Raw genomic sequence first — 16,897 nt, 5'->3', positions numbered from 1 at the left:
TGGACAAGTGCCCGGCGCAAGAATGGTTGTCCACAGATCCGCGAGCGGTCTTGCCGAAAAGGCGTGGCAGTGCTATGCGGGGCCGGTGCTGCCGCGCACCACGAGCGAAACCGGCACCTCGGCCGGCGCCGGGACCTCGCCGCCGTCCAGCAGGCGCAGCACGAGCTCCCCGGCGATCCGGCCCTTGGCCGCGAGGTCCTGCCGGATCGTGGTCAGCGGCGGTGCGGACCACCCGGCCGGCGGGCTGTCGTCGAAGCCGACCACCGAAAGCTCACCCGGCACGGCGATCCCGAGCTGCCCCGCCGCGGAGACGACCGCCAAGGCGAGCTGGTCGGTCATGCACAGCAGCGCGGTCGGCCGCGGTGTCCGCCCGAGCAGCGCGAACGCGCCGGCCATGGCGCTGTCAGTGCTGAGCCCGGCCGCCTCGTGGACGACCACCTCGGCCCCGCGCGGGCCCAGCTCGCCGAGGTATCCGGCGAGCCGCTCCCGGACGTCGTGGAGCGCCGCGGCCCCGGCTTCTTCCGTCGTCAGCTCACCGCCACCAGGCGTGATGCGGCTGTGCGCCGCGAAGATCCCGAACCGCCGGTGCCCCAGGTCCAGGAGGTGCCGCGCGGCCAGCGCCGCGCCAAGCCGGTCCTGGCAGCCGATCCGCGCCACGCCGGGCAGCAGGGGCTGGTCGATCACCACGAGCGGCAGTCCCCGCGCGCGCACCGAATCCAGCGCCGGGGCGCCGTCGGCCAGCGAATACGCGACCGCGATGTCGGCCTGCGCGCCCAGCACCTGCGCGGCGGGCGGCCCGCCCGGCGAACCGCCCGGCAGGAGCAGCAGGGCGTGCCCGTGCGGGTCGACCACCTGCGCCAGCGCGTCCAGCGTCACCGACAGCGCCGGCTCGGAGAACGCCATCGACAGCGAGGTGTCCAGCAGCACGGCGATCGCCCCGGTGCGGCTGGTGGCGAGGCTTCGCGCGGTCGGGTCGGGACCGGGGTAGCCCAGCTCCGCCGCCACCCTCAGCACTTGTTCCCGCAGCCGGGCGGACAGCTGGTCGGGCCGGTTGTACGCGTTCGAGACCGTGGCTCGCGAGACGCCGACGGCGTCGGCGACGTCGTCCAGCGTCGGACGACGGCGCCGGGTCCTGGTCATCCGCGCAGTCTAGCCGGACCCCGATGGACTTTCTGAAGCGCTTAAGTCAAGCTGGGACAACGGAAGGGGGGAACGATGCCGGACCGGATCGCGGTGTTCACCGTGTTCGCCCTCAATGGGCTCGCGGTGGGCTCGTGGGCGACGCGCACGCCCGCGCTGACCGCGCAGGTGCACGCTTCACCAGGGGTTTTCGGCCTCGCCCTGCTCGCCGCCAGCACGGGGCTGCTCGCCGCCGCGAGCCTCTCCGGACGGCTGGTCGAACGGGTCGGGGCCCGGGCGGTCGTCGCCGGGAGCACCGCGCTGGCCGCCGCGTCGCTGGGGCTGATCGGGTTCGCGCCCACCGTGCCGCTGCTGGCCGGCGCGCTGTTCGTGATGGGCGTGAGCATCGGGATGCTCGATGTCGCGATGAACGTCGCCGCCGTGGCCGTCGAACGCCGGACCGGCAAGTCGATCATGGTGGTGTTCCACGCCGGGTTCAGCGTCGGCGCGCTCGCCGGCTCGCTGGCCGCCGGCCTCGCCGCCGGTCACGGCTGGTCGCCCGCGCGCCACCTCACCGTGGCCGCCGTCTTCACCCTCGTGGTGCTGCTGCTCGTGGTCCGCGCCGTGCCCGGGATCCGCCCCGTGCACGCGGGCACGCCCGTCGTGACGCCCAGCCGGGCGCCGATCCGCCGTCCGGTGCTGTGGCTGCTCGCCGCGGTCGCGATGTGCTCGGCCATCGCCGAGGGCGCGTCCTCGGACTGGTCCGCGCTGCTGATGACGGCCGAACGTGGCGTCGGACAGGGCGCCGCGGCGCTGGCGTTCGCCGCGTTCCAGCTGGTCATGGCCGTGACCCGGCTCGTGGGTTCGGCGGCGCAACGCCGGTTCGGCCCCACCCGCTGCCTGGTCGGGGGCTCGGCGCTGGCCGCGGCGGGGCTGCTCGCCACGGCCACGGTCCCGGTCGCCGCCGTCGGCTATGTCGGCTTCGCGCTCGCCGGGGCGGGGCTCGCCGCGTCGTTCCCGCTCTCGCTCAGCCTCGCCGGGGACGCCGGAAAACGCGGCGACGGCACCGGCGGCGAGCGCGAGATCGGCTTCGTCACGGCGATCGCCTACACCGGGTTCCTCGGCGGCCCGCCGATCATCGGCGGCATCGCGCAGGCGACGGACTACAGCGTGGCGTTCGTGTTCGTCGCGCTCGTCGCCGCGCTGATCCTGCCCGCCGCCGTCGCCGCGCGCCGGTCGCGTCGGCGCGAAGAAACGGCCGCGATGGTCGGCCGCTAGTCCTTCCGGGTACGAATTCCGTGCCGCGACCGGGTTTCCGCCACGGGCCGGGCGTTGACAGGCTCGCGGTGTGCCAGGCAAGCTGATCCCCGTCGGTAAACTGAAATGAATACGGCGACGTTTCAATTTCAGGTCGGCTGATCAAGCTGGGGCCTTGATCCGGGGAGGACGTCGTGAGGGTTGTGCTGCTCGGCGGCGCGGGGGCGCTCGCCGGCTGGAGCGGGCGGTTCGGCGGCAGCGGGCTGTCGCTGGTGCAGGGCGCCGTGCCGCGGCTGGTGCTCGTGCCGGTCGTCTTCCGGCTGGCGCTGTTCCTGCAGGCGATCTGGTCCGCCGGCACCCTCGGGGGTCCCGCGCTCTGGCTCGTCGTGGCCCTTTACGTGGTCCCGAACCTCCTCGAGGTGGCCTGGGTGTTCCGCCGGAGCACCGGCATCCGGCCGCTGCTGGCCGCGGACACCGCGTACACCCTCGTCACGAGCCTCGCCGCGGCGGCGTTCGCCGCGCGGTCGCCCGAACTGCTCGCGCTGACCTGGCCGAACATCATGGGCGCGGTCATGGTCTGGACGCTGCTGCGCGGCGCGCCGGCCGGCGCGGTGGCGATCGCCGGCGCCGTGCTCCTGCGGTACGGCATGGCCGCGGTGTCGGGCACTTCGGCGCCCGCGACGGGGATCCTGCTCGCCCTGGTCGCGAGCGCGGGGACGGCGCTGGCGATCGTGCTGCTGGTCGCCGGGGCGATGCGGTACGCGCACGGGCTGGGCGAGCAGCGCGGCCGGGCCGCCGAGCGCGAGCGGCACCGCCGGGACGTGCACGACACCGTGCTGCAGGTGATGGAATCCCTCGCGCTGCCGGCGCCGGGGGACGTGCTCGACCCGGTCGGGAGCCTCGACCAGGTCCGCCGCACCGCCCGCGCGCAGGCGCTGCGCCTGCGGTTGAGCCTCGACGGCGACGCGCCCGCCGAGCCGGGCGGTCTCGAGCACCGCCTCGGCGCGCTGACGGTCGAGATGACGGCCGACGGCCTGCGCGTCGATCTCGTCGTGCTCGCGAAACTCACCGACGTTCCCGAAGGCGTCGTCAACGCGCTGCACGACGCGACCCGCGAAGCGCTGCGAAACACCTTGAAGCACGCGAAGACGACTCGAGCCGTCGTGTGCCTCGAAGAGCGCGAAGGCGTCGTCACGGTGACCGTGCGCGACCACGGGACGGGCTTCGACCTCGGCGCGCGGCGCGCGGGGTTCGGCATCGAGAACTCGATCCACGCGCGGCTGGCCGAAATCGGCGGGATCGCCCGCATCGACACGACGCCCGGCCACGGCACCCGCGTGGTGCTGACCGCGCCGCTGGAGCCGTCAGAACTGCGTTTCCCCGTCGGGTGACTCTCGCCACCGAGCGAACGGGCGGTCGAGCGTCCACTTGCCGTCGTGTTCTTCGAGGCTCGCCCGACGCCTCGATGTCCAGCAGCTCCGGACGCCGCCGCCCCATCCCATCCTGACCGTCACACGGGCCTGACCGGGGCGGGGCATACCCTCTGGGACGTGTCCAGCGAGCCCGTGCCGAAAACCGAGGTCCCCACGCAGCGCCGGGCCAGTGTGCTGCCCTTGCTGGCGGTCGGCTTCCTGCTGGCCGCCGTGGTCGCCATCGGGCTGATCGCGCTCACCGGCGGGGCCGGGTACGTCATCGCCGGCCTGCCCGACCCGGGACTGGTCACCAAGTACGGCATCACCGTCATGCGCGTGCTGTCCGAGGCCGCCTCCGTGATCTGCGTCGGATCGCTGCTGCTGGCCGCGTTCCTGGTGCCGCCGCAGAAGTCCGGCACGCTCGGCCCCGAGGGCTACGGCGCGCTCCGCGCGGCGGGGATCGCCGCCTGGGTGTGGTTCGCCGCGGCCCTGCTCTCGGTCGCCTTCACCGCCGCCGACACCGCCGGGAAGCCGTTCGGCGACGTCCTGGATCCGCAGACGCTGCTCGACCTCGTCGGCGCCATCGAGCAGCCGAAGGCCTGGCTGTGGACGGCGCTGATCGCGATCCTCGTCGCGCTCGGCTGCCGGCTCGCGCTGTCCTGGGGCTGGACCGCGGTGCTGTTCTTCCTGGCCATCGGCGGCCTCGTCCCGGTTGCGGTGACCGGGCACTCCGCCAGCGGCGGCTCGCACGACGTCGCCACGAACAGCCTCCTGTTCCACCTCGGCGCCGCGGCGCTGTGGGTCGGCGGGCTGGTCGCGCTGCTCGCGCTCGGCTACCGGCGCGGGAACCACCTGAGCCTGGCCGCGCGGCGGTTCTCGCGGCTGGCGCTGGTCTGCTGGATCGTCATGGCGCTCTCCGGCGCGGTCAACGCGCTGGTCCGGATCGGCCTGAACGACCTGTTCACCACCGACTACGGCCTGCTCGTCGTGGCCAAGACCGTCGCGCTGCTGCTGCTCGGGGTGTTCGGCCACCAGCAGCGGCAGAAGGGTGTCGCCGACGTCGTCGACGGCAAGGGCGGCCGCCAGCTGCTGCGCCTGGCCTCGGTCGAGATCCTGATCATGTTCGTCACGATCGGCATCGCCTCCGGCCTGGCCAGGACGCCGCCGCCGGCGGACGCGATCACCCAGCCGTCCACCACCGAACTGCTCATCGGCTACAACCTCGACGGCCCGCCGACGGTGTGGCGGCTGCTCTTCGATACCCGTTTCGACCTGATCTACGGCACCATCGCGGTCATTCTCGGCGGGTTGTACCTCGCCGGGGTCCAGCGGCTGCTGCGCCGCGGCGACACCTGGCCGGTCGGCCGGACCGTCGCCTGGATCGCCGGCTGTGTCGCGCTGCTGGTCGCGACGTCGTCGGGCATCGGCCGGTACTCGCCCGCGATGTTCAGCGTCCACATGGGCAGTCACATGCTGCTGTCGATGGTCGCGCCGGTGCTGTTCGTGCTCGGCGGGCCGGTGACGCTCGCGCTGCGCGCCCTCCCGGCCGCGGGCAAGGACGCCCCACCGGGGTCGCGCGAATGGCTCGTCGCCTTCGTGCACTCCCCGGTGTCGCGGTTCCTCACCCACCCGGTCGTCGCGCTGCTGCTGTTCGTCGGCTCGTTCTACGCGCTGTACTTCTCCGGAATCTTCGACAACGCGCTGAACTACCACTGGGCGCACCTGGCGATGAACGCGCACTTCCTGCTCGCCGGGTACGTCTTCTACTGGCCGGTGATCGGCGTCGACCCGGCGCCGCGGCGGATCCCGTACCTCGGGCGGCTCGGCATGATGTTCGCCGCGATGCCGTTCCACGCCTTCTTCGGCGTGATCCTGATGAGCAAGCAGACCGTCATCGGGGAGGCGTTCTACAGCCGGCTGCACCTGCCGTGGGTCGGCGACCTGCTCACCGACCAGCGGCTCGGCGGCGGCATCGCCTGGGCCTCCGGCGAGATCCCGGTGCTGCTCGTGCTGGTCGCGCTGCTGGTGCAGTGGGCGCGCCAGGACGAGCGTGAGGCGAAGCGCCGCGACCGGCGCGAAGCGGTGACCGGCGACGAGGAGCTCAACGCCTACAACGCGATGCTGAAGAACCTCGCCGACGGCAAGCGGGCCGACTGAGTCTCGACTTCTGGTTGAGGTCGAGCCCGCGTCCGGATGCCCGGAAACGGCCATTCCGGTGATGCTGGGCTGACATTCGGTAGTGCGACGGTGACCGGCGTCGAGCCGCGATCACGTGCGCTCTACGATCGTGGACATGGCCGAGTTCATCTACACCATGAAGAAGGTGCGCAAGACCGTCGGGGACAAGGTCATCCTCGACGACGTCAGCACCGCGTTCTACCCCGGCGCCAAGATCGGCGTGGTCGGGCCGAACGGTGCCGGTAAGTCCACCGTTCTCAAGATCATGGCGGGGATCGAGCAGGCCAGCAACGGCGAAGCCTTCATCCAGCCAGGAGCGACCGTCGGCATCCTCATGCAGGAGCCGGAGCTCAACGAGGAGAAGACCGTCCGCGGGAACGTGGAAGAGGGCCTCGGCGAGATCAAGACCAAGCTCGACCGGTACCACGAGGTCCTCCGGCTGATGGAGACCGAGTACACCGACGAACTGGTGGAGGAGATGGGCCAGCTCCAGGAGGAGCTGGACCACGCCGACGCCTGGGAGCTCGACTCGACCGTCGAGCAGGCCATGGACGCGCTGCGCTGCCCGCCGCCCGAGGAGGGTGTCTCGCACCTGTCCGGTGGTGAGCGCCGCCGGGTCGCGCTGTGCAAGCTGCTGCTGTCCGCGCCGGACCTGCTGCTCCTCGACGAGCCCACCAACCACCTGGACGCCGAGAGTGTCCTGTGGCTGGAGCAGTTCCTCTCCCGCTACGCCGGCGCCGTCCTCGCCGTCACCCACGACCGGTACTTCCTCGACAACGTGGCCCAGTGGATCATGGAGATCGACCGCGGCCGCGTCGTCGGCTACGAGGGCAACTACTCCACGTACCTGGAGAAGAAGCGCGAACGTCTCGAGGTCCAGGGCAAGAAGGACCAGAAGCTCGCCAAGCGCCTGAAGACCGAGCTCGAGTGGGTGCGCTCCAACGCCAAGGCGCGCCAGACCAAGTCCCGGTCGCGGCTCGACCGCTACGAGGAGATGGCGGCGGAGGCGGACAAACACCGCAAGCTCGACTTCGAAGAGATCCAGATCCCGCCGGGCCCGCGGCTCGGCAGCGTCGTGGTCGAGGTCGAGAAGCTGCGCAAGGGCTTCGACGAGCGCGTCCTCATCGACGGCCTGTCGTTCGACCTGCCGCGCAACGGCATCGTCGGCGTGATCGGCCCGAACGGCGTCGGCAAGACCACGCTGTTCAAGACCATCGTCGGGCTCGAGGAGCCGGACAACGGCGTGGTCAAGATCGGCGAGACGGTCAAGCTGTCCTATGTGGACCAGAACCGCGGCGGCATCGACCCGAAGAAGACCGTCTGGCAGGTCGTCTCGGACGAGCTGGACTACATCCACGTCGGCCAGACCGAAATGCCGTCGCGGGCGTACGTCAGCGCGTTCGGGTTCAAGGGCCCGGACCAGCAGAAGCCGGCGGGCGTGCTGTCCGGCGGTGAGCGCAACCGGCTCAACCTGGCGCTGACGCTCAAGCAGGGCGGGAACCTGATCCTGCTCGACGAGCCGACCAACGACCTGGACGTCGAGACCCTGGGGTCGCTGGAGAACGCGCTGGAGCAGTTCCCCGGCTGCGCCGTCGTGATCTCCCACGACCGGTGGTTCCTCGACCGGGTCGCGACGCACATCCTGGCCTGGGAGGGCACGGACGAGAACCCCGCGCAGTGGTTCTGGTTCGAGGGCAACTTCGAAGGGTACGAGAAGAACAAGGTCGAGCGCCTCGGCGCCGAGGCGGCCCGGCCGCACCGTGTCACCCATCGCAAGCTGACCCGCGACTGAGGGGGCGGGTTTCCCCGTGGAAGCCAGCGAACACCGGACGGGCCCGGCCACTCGGCTGAACGCCGCCTCCGCCGGAGGGCGTACGCCGGCGGCAGTGGAGGCCGGGCGCTCCGTCAATGCCGGGGGAACCCTCTCCGCAGTCGGACGGCTCATCGAGCGAGCGGACGCGCTGCACCTGCGGGCGCCCGAGCTCGCCTTGGTGCTCGGCGAGCGCGCGGCCGCGCTGTCCGAGGCCGCCGGAGCCGACGAGCAATGGATCCGGGCCGAAAGCCTGGTCGTGTCCGCGCGCGTCCGGCTCGGCGAGCGACCGGGCACGGTCGGCCGGGCGGTCGCGGCGCTGCGCGCGGCCGAGCACGCGGGCTACGGCGACATCGCCGCGCGGCTGCGCATCGACCTCGCCGTGTGCGCCCGCAGCCTCGGCGTGCCCCTGACCGGGCTCGCCGCGCTGCGGCCGGTGCTCACCGACCCCGTCGTCTCGCCGGTGCACCGCGCCGAGGCGCTGTGCCACCTCGTCGGCTGCCTCGCGCAGCTCGGGCGGAAGGCGGAACTGGACCGCGTGCTCGTCGAAGCGGACAAGCTCGTCCTCGCCGACGACACGCTGGGCGCCGACACCCAGCTGCTGATGCGGGCGCTGCTGCGCGTCGGCACGGCCGCGCACCGGCGCCGCCACGGTGACCTCACCGCGGCCGCCGACGCCGCCCGGACCGGACTGGGATTCCTGGAGAAGCTCGACAACCCGGCCGACGACGGCGGCCTCGTCCGGATCCGGCTCGTGCTGCTGCTGGTCAGCACGCTGCTCGACCGGGGCGACACCGAAATGGCGTACGAGATCGCGGAGCCGGTGCTGGCCGAACCCGTCCGGGCGGCGGGCGTCGCGCCGGCGGGCTGGCTGCGGCTGGCCGTCGCGACGCGGATCCACCTGCCCGCCGGATCGGGCGAGGCGGCGATCGAGCTCGTCCGCGAAGCCGTGGCGAGCACCGACCGGCACGGGCTGTCGGCGATCACCGCCCGGTTGTGGCTGGAGCTGGCGCAGCTGCAGGAGCGGTTCGGCCAGGCCGAGGAGGCCATCGCGTGCCTGTACCGCTCGCGCGCGGCCGACCAGCTCCACGCGCGGGCCCGGCGGCAGGCGTGCAGCGTGCTGGCCGGCGAGTTCGGGACCGGCGAACCGGCCTCGGTCGACCTCGACGAGGTGCTGAAGGCGGTGCCGTCACGGCCGGCCGCCGCGACCGGGCCGGCGCTGGTCGAGCGGGAACCGGCCGCCGCCCCGGCCGCCCCGAAGCCCGAGCCTGCTCCGGAGCCGGCACCGCGGACGCCCGCTTGGTCGTTCGGCCGCGAAGAAGCACCCGGGCCGCGGAAGCCGGCTTGGTCGTTCGAACGGCCGCGCGTGACCGCGGACGCGGCCGAGACGGCGCTGATGCCGGCGGTGCGCGACGACGCGCCCCCGCCGCCCCGGCGCCAGGAGCCGGTCGTCGCCGAGCGGCGCCCGGAACCGCCACCGGCCCGCCCGGAACCCGTCGAGGTCCGGTCCGAGGCGGTGCGTTCGGCGGTGCCGGAGCGCCGTGCTGAGGCTGCTGAGCTTCCTGCGCCGGAGCGCGGGCGGGAGCCAGAGCGCCGTGCCGAAGCTACCGAGGTTCGGCCTGTGTCAGAGCGCGGGCAGGAGCCGGAGTCTCGGTCCGAGGCAGTGCGTTCGGCGGTGCCGGAGCGCCGTGCCGAGGCTGCTGAGCTTCCTGCGCCGGAGCGCGGCCGGGAGCCGGCGCACCGGTCCGAGCCGTCCGAGGAGCGTTCGCCCGAACGCCGTCCTGAAGCCGCCGAGGTGCGGCCCGCGTCACCGGAACGTCGTGCCGAGCCGGACCGGCAGCCCGCCCAGCCGGTGGCGGGCACCGAAATCGGGAAGACCAAGTTCTCCTGGGCCGCGCTCGCCGAAGCGCGGCTGCGCGAGACCGCCGCCGAACGTGAGTCGGCGCCCACCCGCGTCACGCCGGCGCTGCCGCTCGCCCCCGAGCCGGCCGCCGAGCGGGAGCCGTGGGCGCCGGAGGAGCGGCCTCGCCGCGAGCCGCAGCCGTCGACCCGGCACGACGCCGAGCACGGCTCCGTGGCGGCCCGGTCGGTCCTGGACCGTCTGGGGATCTCCGCGTCGGGTGGCACCGGCCGCCGTCGCCGGGCCGAAGACGCCGAAAGCCCGCGTGAGACCCGTGCCGAGGAGCCCTCGCGGCCCGAGCCGGAGCTCGCCCCGCCGCCGCGGCCCGAGGACGAACCGCCGCCGGTGCGGGACTACCGGGACGAAGTCGAACCCTGGCTGCCGCGGCTGCGCATGCCGCCGTCGCTGGAGCCGATGGAGGACTTCGGCCACTGGACGCCGGCGACGGCGCCGTTCCCGGAGAGCTACGCGCGAGCCATCGCGGAGGACGAGCCACCGCCGGACGCCGGCCTCGCCGACCTGCTCGCCCGCGCGCTCGCCGAGCACCAGGCGGGCACCGCGAGCGCGGCCGCGCTCGTCAAGAAACTGGGCTCGCAGGACACCGGCCGCCGCAACGGGCACGGCCGCAACGGCCACGGCGCCGAGGTGCCGGACTCCCGCCGCCGCGGCTCCGGCGACTGACCCCGCCGGACCACCGGACGGTGCCTTCAGCACATGTCCGTCCCGCCCGTCCGAACCCACCGTGGGACGCCCCGGTGAGTTCGGCCCGACCGGCGTCCGGTCGGTGAGATACCCGGTTTCGTCGCCGACTCGCCGGGAGCCGTGAGCAGTGGGCTCCGTCGCAGTCCGGGGTCGCCGACCGGCCGACATCGTTCGCCGAACGGCCCCGTACCCACTGGCGCCCCGGTCAGCTGAACCGATCATGTAGCCCCCGTGCCGCGTAACGCACGCCCAGCCGGGCTGGTCAGCGACGCGCCGACGCCCGGAACGCAACCCGTCAGTAGCTTGACCGATCCCGCGAATTCCCTGCCCGGGAAGGGTTTCCGCACGCTCGGGAACCTTCGGGTCTTCGTGTGATCCTCGACCTCGGCGCATTAGTGTGGGGTGGCCGGAGTTCAACGCCGAACCGGCGCGGTACCACCTCACGCAAACTGGAGAGTTGCCTCAAATGAGCTCGACCGGAGTCTCGTCCCTACCCGGAACCGGAGCCGTCACCGAACCCGAATTCGGCGCTCCGCGCTCCTCGGCCAGCCCGGAGCAGATCAGGGACGACCTGATCGACGCCGCCGCCGGCCTGGCGCCGGAGATCGGGGAGCTCATCCGGCTCTACTACCGGCACATCCCGGCGGAGGAGATCGTCGGCGACGAGCCCGTCAACCTGGTCGGCGCGGTCCGCTCGCACCTGCAGCTCGCCCAGCACCGGATGCCCGGCCGCCCGGCCGTGCGGCTGCTGAACCCGACCGTCGCCGAGGACGGCTGGGCCCGCGAAGCCACCGTCGTGCAGGTGGTCACCGACGACATGCCGTACCTGGTCGACTCGATCGCCGCGGAGTTCGCGCGTGACGGCGTGCAGGTGCAGCGGATCGTCCACCCGATCGTCGTGGTCAGCCGCGACCTGACCGGCGAGCTGCTGGAAGTGCACGTCGACGCGGACCCGGCCGAGCCGCCCGCGAACTCGGCCGCCGAGTCGTGGATGTACATCGAGATCGACTTCGTCACCGACCGCAACCGCGCCCGTGAGCTCGACAACCGGCTGGCCAGCGTGCTGGGCGACGTCCGCGAGGTCGTCGAGGACGCCGACAAGATGGGCCAGACCGCCTGCCAGCTCGCCGAGGAGCTCGAGACGGACCCGCCGCGGCTGCCCGAGGACGAGGTGGCCGAGGGCGCCCGGCTGCTGCGCTGGCTGGCCGACGGGCACTTCACGTTCCTCGGCTACCGCCGCTACGAGCTGGTCGACAACCCGGACGCGGACTCCGCTGACCCCACTGTGTCGACTCTGCCTGCGTTGCGCGCGGTGCTCGCCTCCGGCCTCGGCGTGCTGCGCCAGGACAGCCTGGCCGCCCGTGGCCTCACCGCCGGCCCGGACACCGCCGCCACCGCGCTCGCGCCGTCGCTGCTGGTGCTGACGCAGGCGAGCGCGCCGTCGACCGTGCACCGGCCGGTCTACCCCTACTACGTCGGCGTGAAGACCTTCGACGCCGAGGGCAAGGTCACCGGCGAGCACCGCTTCCTCGGCATGTTCACCACCACCGCGCTGCACGAGAACGTGCTCGACATCCCGGTGGTGGGCAAGCGGGTCCGGGAGGTCATCCACCGCGCCGGCTTCCCGATGGAGTCGTTCTCCGGCCAGCGGATGCTCGAGGTGCTGCAGAACTGGCCGCGGGCCGACCTGTTCTCCGCCGACACCGACTCGCTGTACTCGACGACGACCGGCGCGATCACGCTGTCGGACCGCCGCCGGCTGCGGTTGTTCCTGCGCCGCGACCCGTACGGCCGCTTCTACTCCTGCCTCGTCTACCTCCCGCGTGACCGCTACACGACGCGCTCGCGGCTGGCCATGCAGGAGGTGCTGCTCGAAGAGCTCGAAGGCACCCAGCTCGAATACAGCGCGCGAATCGGCGAGACCGTGCTGGCCCAGGTGCACTTCGTCGTGCACACCGACCCGGCGCGCCGGCTCGAGCCGGACACGCTCAAGATCCAGGACCGGCTGAACCACGCCGTCCGCACCTGGGACGACCGGATGGTCGAGGCGATCCTCGACGAACGCCGTGAGCGCGCCGACGGCGGCGTCGCGGTCGGGATCGTCGGCGAGGAGTCGGCCACCGAGCAGGGCCAGCGCTTCGCGACGGTGTTCCCCGAGGGCTACAAGGAGGACTTCACCGCCGAAGAGGCGCTGGCCGACCTCCGTTCGCTCGACTCGCTCACCGACGAAGGCGACCTCGCGCTGTCGTTCTACCGGCCCGCCGACGCCGAGCCGGGCGAACGGCGCTTCAAGCTCTACCTGCGCGGCGAGGGCGTCACGCTGTCGAAGGTGCTCCCGGTGCTGCAGGCGATGGGCGTCGAGGTGGTCGACGAGCGGCCGTACGAGCTGCACCGCGAGGACGGCGGCGCGTGCTGGATCTACGACTTCGGCCTGCGCGTCGACCAGAAGATGCTCGACGAGTCGGACGGCGAGGCCGTCGCCGAGCTGCGTGGCCGGTTCCAGGAGGCGTTCGAAGCCGCCTGGCGGGGCGACGCCGAGGTCGACGGCCTGAACGGCCTCGTCCTTCAGGGCGGGCTCACCTGGCGCCAGGCCGCCGTGCTGCGCGCCTACTCGCGGTACCTGCGCCAGGCCGGCAGCGCGTTCTCCCAGGACTACATCCAGAACACCCTGCTGCAGCACACGCAGGTCGCCACCAAGCTGCTGCGGCTGTTCGAGTCGCGGTTCGACCCGCACCTGGCCGACGCCGACCGCGAGTCGGCCACCGAGGCGCTGGCCGCCGAGCTGAACATGATGATCGACGAGGTCACCAGCCTGGACGAGGACCGGATCCTGCGCCGCCTGATGGCCGTCATCCAGGCCACGTCGCGGACGAACTACCACGTCACCGACGCCGACGGGAAGCTGCGGCCGTACCTGGCGATCAAGCTCGACCCGGCCGGCGTGCCCGACCTGCCCGAGCCGCGGCCGAAGTTCGAGATCTTCGTGTACTCGCCGCGCGTCGAGGGCGTGCACCTGCGCTTCGGCGAGGTCGCGCGCGGTGGCCTGCGCTGGTCGGACCGGCGGGAGGACTTCCGCACCGAGATCCTCGGCCTGGTCAAGGCGCAGGCGGTGAAGAACGCGGTGATCGTCCCGGTCGGCGCGAAGGGCGGCTTCGTGGTGCAGCGCCCGCCGGCCTCGAGCGGCGACGCGAGCATCGACCGCGACGCCCAGCTGACCGAGGGCATCGCCTGCTACCGCATGTTCATCTCCGGCCTGCTCGACCTGACCGACAACCGGATCGAGGGCAAGACCGTGCCCGCGCCCGGCGTCGTCCGGCACGACGCCGACGACTCCTACCTGGTCGTCGCCGCCGACAAGGGCACCGCGAAGTTCTCCGACATCGCGAACGAAGTGTCGGCGCAGTACGGCTTCTGGCTGGGGGACGCCTTCGCGTCCGGTGGCTCGGTCGGCTACGACCACAAGGCCATGGGCATCACCGCGAAGGGCGCCTGGGAGAGCGTCAAGCGGCACTTCCGCGAGCTGGGCAAGGACACCCAGACCGAGGACTTCACCGTCGTCGGCATCGGCGACATGATGGGTGACGTCTTCGGCAACGGCATGCTGCTGAGCGAGCACATCCGGCTGGTCGCCGCGTTCAACCACATGCACGTGTTCCTGGACCCGAACCCGGACGCGGCGGCCTCGTATGCCGAGCGCCGCCGGCTGTTCGACCTGCCGCGCTCGTCGTGGGACGACTACGACCGGTCGCTGATCAGCGAAGGCGGCGGCATCTACTCGCGCTCCGCGAAGTCGATCCCGGTCAGCCCGCAAGTCCGCGAAGCACTCGGCCTCGACGAGAGCGTCACGGCGCTGGCGCCGATGGACCTCATCCAGGCGATCCTGCTGGCGCCGGTCGAGCTGCTGTGGAACGGCGGCATCGGCACGTACGTCAAGGCGGAGACCGAAACCCACCAGGCGGCCGGTGACAAGGCCAACGACGCCATCCGCGTCGACGGGAAGCAGTTGCGCGTCAAGGTGTTCGGCGAGGGCGGCAACCTCGGCCTCACCCAGCTGGGCCGGATCGAGTTCGCGCGCGCCGGCGGCAAGATCAACACCGACGCGCTGGACAACTCGGCCGGCGTCGACTGCTCCGACCACGAGGTCAACATCAAGATCCTGCTGGATCACCTGGTGCAGACCGGCAAGCTGGAGCGCGAGCAGCGCAACGAGCTGCTCGAAGAGATGACCGACGAGGTCGGCGCGCTGGTGCTCAAGGACAACTACCGGCAGAACGCCGTCCTCGGGGTCAGCCGGGCGCACGCCGCGCCGATGCTGTCGGTGCACGCGCGGCAGGTCCAGGCGCTGGTGTCCGCGGGTGCCTTCGACCGGAAGCTCGAAGCGCTGCCGAGCAACTCCGAGTTCCGCGAGCTGGAGAAGGCGGGCAAGGGCCTCACCTCGCCGGAGCTGGCGACCCTGCTGGCCCACGTCAAGCTGGACCTCAAGGACCAGCTGCTGGCCAGCGAGCTTCCCGACTCGAAGGTGTTCGCGGACCGGCTCCCGGAGTACTTCCCGAAGCCGCTGCGCGAGCGGTTCGCCTCGGCCATCGGCGAACACCCGCTGCGCCGCCAGATCATCACCACGCTGGTCGCCAACGAGGTGGTCGACGGCGGCGGCATCTCGTTCGTCTACCGGCTGATGGAGGAGATGAACGCGACCGCGACCGACGCGGTGCGCGCGTACGCCGTGGTGACGCGGGTGTTCGACCTGCCGGCCCTGTGGGCGGAGATCGACGCGCTCGACAACGTCGTGCACACCGACGTCGCCGACGAGATGGTGCTGGAGACGCGGCGGCTGCTCGACCGCGCCGCACGCTGGTTCCTCACGAACCGGCCGCAGCCGCTGGCGCTCCTGTCGGAGATCAACCGCTTCGGCCGCGTGCTCGGCGACCTCGTCCCGAAGATCGGCGACCTGCTCCGCGGCCGCGAGGCCGAGTCGGTGCAGACACACGCGGACGGGCTGATCGCCGCGAACGTGCCGCCCGGGCTCGCCCGCCGCGTCTCGCACCTGCTGCACACCTTCGGCCTGCTCGACGTAACCGAGGTCGCCGAGCTCGCCGAGCAGCAGATCGGCGTGGACGCCCCGCACAGCCCGTCGGAGACGGCGGAGCTGTACTACGCGCTTTCGGACCACCTGGACGTCGACAAGATGCTCACCGAGATCAGCAAGCTCGAACGCGGCAACCGCTGGCACGCGCTCGCCCGGCTTTCGCTGCGCGACGACGTCTACGGCTCGCTGCGGGCGATCACGCTGGACGCACTGAAGCACAGCGATCCCGGGTCGTCCGGGGACGCCAAGATCGCCCAGTGGGAGAAGACGAACGCGTCCCGGCTGCAGCGGGCGCGCGTCGCGCTGGACGAGATCACCAAGTCCGGCCGGCTCGACCTGGCGACGCTTTCGGTGGCGGCCCGCCAGATCCGGAGCACGGTTCGGTGACCTACGTTTCGCAGGTCCGCCCGCGCTGGACGGACATGGACGTCTATGGCCACATCAACCACGCGAAGATGGTGACGCTGCTCGAAGAGGCGCGGATCCCGTTGCTGTTCGAGAAGGCCGTCGAGGCCGGGCTGGACCAGCTGCCGAAGGGGATCGTCGTGGTCCGGCTCGAGGTGGCCTACAAGGCGCCGATCGTGGTGTCCGGGCGGGCATTGCGCGTCGACATCGACCTGACCGAGCTGCGCGCGGCGAGCTTCACCCTCGCCTACCGCGTCCACTCGGGGCCGGCCGGGACGGACCCGGTCGCGGTCACCGCGGAGACGGTGCTGGCGCCGTACGACACGGTCGCGCTGCGGCCGCGTAGGCTCAGCCCGGCCGAGTCGGAGTTTCTGAAGCAGGGGTTCGTGGATGCCTGAGTTGTTCGTGCCGGAGGCGGCCGACCGCGAGACCCTCGGCGCGTTCGTCGCCCGCGCGGTCCGGCTGGACGGCCAGACGGCCGTCCGGCTGCGGCAGCGCGGCGACGGCGTGGTCGAGGCCTGGACGGCGACGCCGTTCGAGTGCCTGGCCACCCGCGCGGTGGCCGGTGACGTCACCCCCGGCGACGTCACGGTGTCCGGCAACGAGCTGCTCGCCGCGCTGACCGTGGCGGGCGGCCCGAAGATGGACCCGGGCCCGGCCCGCGACCTGCTGTGGCACGGCGAACTGCCGCCGTCCGGCCGCTGGCCACTGGTCGACGAGCTCCCGGTGCACGTCGTCGCGGACCTCGCCGACCGCGGCGTGACGCTGGCCAGGGACAACGCCGGCCCGCACGGCAACCCGCCGGCGTCGCTGATGGACCAGGCGGTGCTGACGGTGACCGGCGGCTCGGTCGAGGTCAAGGTCCAGATGCGGTGCCTGTTCGCGTTGTCCGGCATGGGGTTCGTGGATTCGGATGTGCCGGGCGACGTCGTCCGCGTGTCGGCGACGGACTCGTGGCTGCGCCTGGACGCCCGCTACGGCGCGATCCTGCGCCGCCGGCACGCGCTGCTGCCGCTGCTGTTCTGACG

9 protein-coding genes are annotated in these 16,897 nt (G+C 72.4%); 8 read left to right on the top strand and 1 reads right to left on the bottom strand.

The window, feature by feature from the left end:
- Nucleotides 1-72: 72 nt before the first annotated feature.
- Entirely contained in the window at nt 73-1,140 is a 1,068-nt protein-coding gene (locus AB0M82_RS24075; protein ID WP_364725717.1) for a LacI family DNA-binding transcriptional regulator, read from the bottom strand.
- 75 nt (nt 1,141-1,215) lie between these two features.
- Between AB0M82_RS24075 and AB0M82_RS24070 the strand changes: the two genes are divergently transcribed.
- The 8 genes from AB0M82_RS24070 (at nt 1,216) to AB0M82_RS24035 (ending at nt 16,895) form a co-directional block, all read left to right on the top strand.
- Nucleotides 1,216-2,397 carry an MFS transporter gene (locus AB0M82_RS24070; protein ID WP_364725714.1) on the top strand — a complete coding sequence of 394 codons (1,182 nt, stop codon included), beginning with the start codon at nt 1,216-1,218 and terminating at the stop codon, nt 2,395-2,397.
- Nucleotides 2,398-2,570: 173 nt separating this feature from the next.
- On the top strand, nt 2,571-3,767 hold the full coding sequence (locus AB0M82_RS24065) for an ATP-binding protein (protein ID WP_364725711.1): 1,197 nt from the start codon (nt 2,571-2,573) through the stop codon (nt 3,765-3,767).
- 159 nt (nt 3,768-3,926) lie between these two features.
- On the top strand, nt 3,927-5,945 hold the full coding sequence (locus tag AB0M82_RS24060) for a cytochrome c oxidase assembly protein (protein ID WP_364725709.1): 2,019 nt from the start codon (nt 3,927-3,929) through the stop codon (nt 5,943-5,945).
- A 136-nt stretch (nt 5,946-6,081) separates the two neighbouring features.
- Complete coding sequence (gene ettA, locus AB0M82_RS24055; protein ID WP_364725706.1) at nt 6,082-7,758, top strand: energy-dependent translational throttle protein EttA; 1,677 nt, start codon at nt 6,082-6,084, stop codon at nt 7,756-7,758.
- A 16-nt stretch (nt 7,759-7,774) separates the two neighbouring features.
- Nucleotides 7,775-10,357, top strand: a complete 2,583-nt coding sequence (locus AB0M82_RS24050; protein WP_364725703.1) for a hypothetical protein — start codon at nt 7,775-7,777, stop codon at nt 10,355-10,357.
- Nucleotides 10,358-10,844: 487 nt separating this feature from the next.
- Complete coding sequence (locus tag AB0M82_RS24045; protein WP_364725700.1) at nt 10,845-15,851, top strand: NAD-glutamate dehydrogenase; 5,007 nt, start codon at nt 10,845-10,847, stop codon at nt 15,849-15,851.
- Nucleotides 15,848-16,267 (top strand): thioesterase family protein, encoded by a 420-nt coding sequence (locus AB0M82_RS24040; RefSeq protein ID WP_364725697.1) that lies wholly within the window; start codon nt 15,848-15,850, stop codon nt 16,265-16,267. Before AB0M82_RS24045 ends, AB0M82_RS24040 begins: the two co-directional genes overlap by 4 nt.
- Complete coding sequence (locus AB0M82_RS24035; protein WP_364725694.1) at nt 16,260-16,895, top strand: hypothetical protein; 636 nt, start codon at nt 16,260-16,262, stop codon at nt 16,893-16,895. The genes AB0M82_RS24040 and AB0M82_RS24035 overlap by 8 nt, the downstream gene beginning before the upstream one ends.
- Nucleotides 16,896-16,897 lie beyond the last annotated feature (2 nt).

This window comes from Amycolatopsis sp. NPDC051128 (genome assembly GCF_040682715.1).
Taxonomy (GTDB): Bacteria; Actinomycetota; Actinomycetes; order Mycobacteriales; family Pseudonocardiaceae; genus Amycolatopsis.
This window is presented reverse-complemented; position numbering and strand designations above follow the sequence as displayed.

What these genes read in the sequence shown, in the direction of transcription:
- AB0M82_RS24075 (WP_364725717.1), bottom strand. Translation starts at nt 1,140, where the DNA reads ATGACCAGGACCCGGCGCCGTCGTCCGACGCTGGACGACGTCGCCGAC.
- AB0M82_RS24070 (WP_364725714.1), top strand. Translation starts at nt 1,216, where the DNA reads ATGCCGGACCGGATCGCGGTGTTCACCGTGTTCGCCCTCAATGGGCTC.
- ettA (WP_364725706.1), top strand. Translation starts at nt 6,082, where the DNA reads ATGGCCGAGTTCATCTACACCATGAAGAAGGTGCGCAAGACCGTCGGG.
- AB0M82_RS24045 (WP_364725700.1), top strand. Translation starts at nt 10,845, where the DNA reads ATGAGCTCGACCGGAGTCTCGTCCCTACCCGGAACCGGAGCCGTCACC.
- AB0M82_RS24035 (WP_364725694.1), top strand. Translation starts at nt 16,260, where the DNA reads ATGCCTGAGTTGTTCGTGCCGGAGGCGGCCGACCGCGAGACCCTCGGC.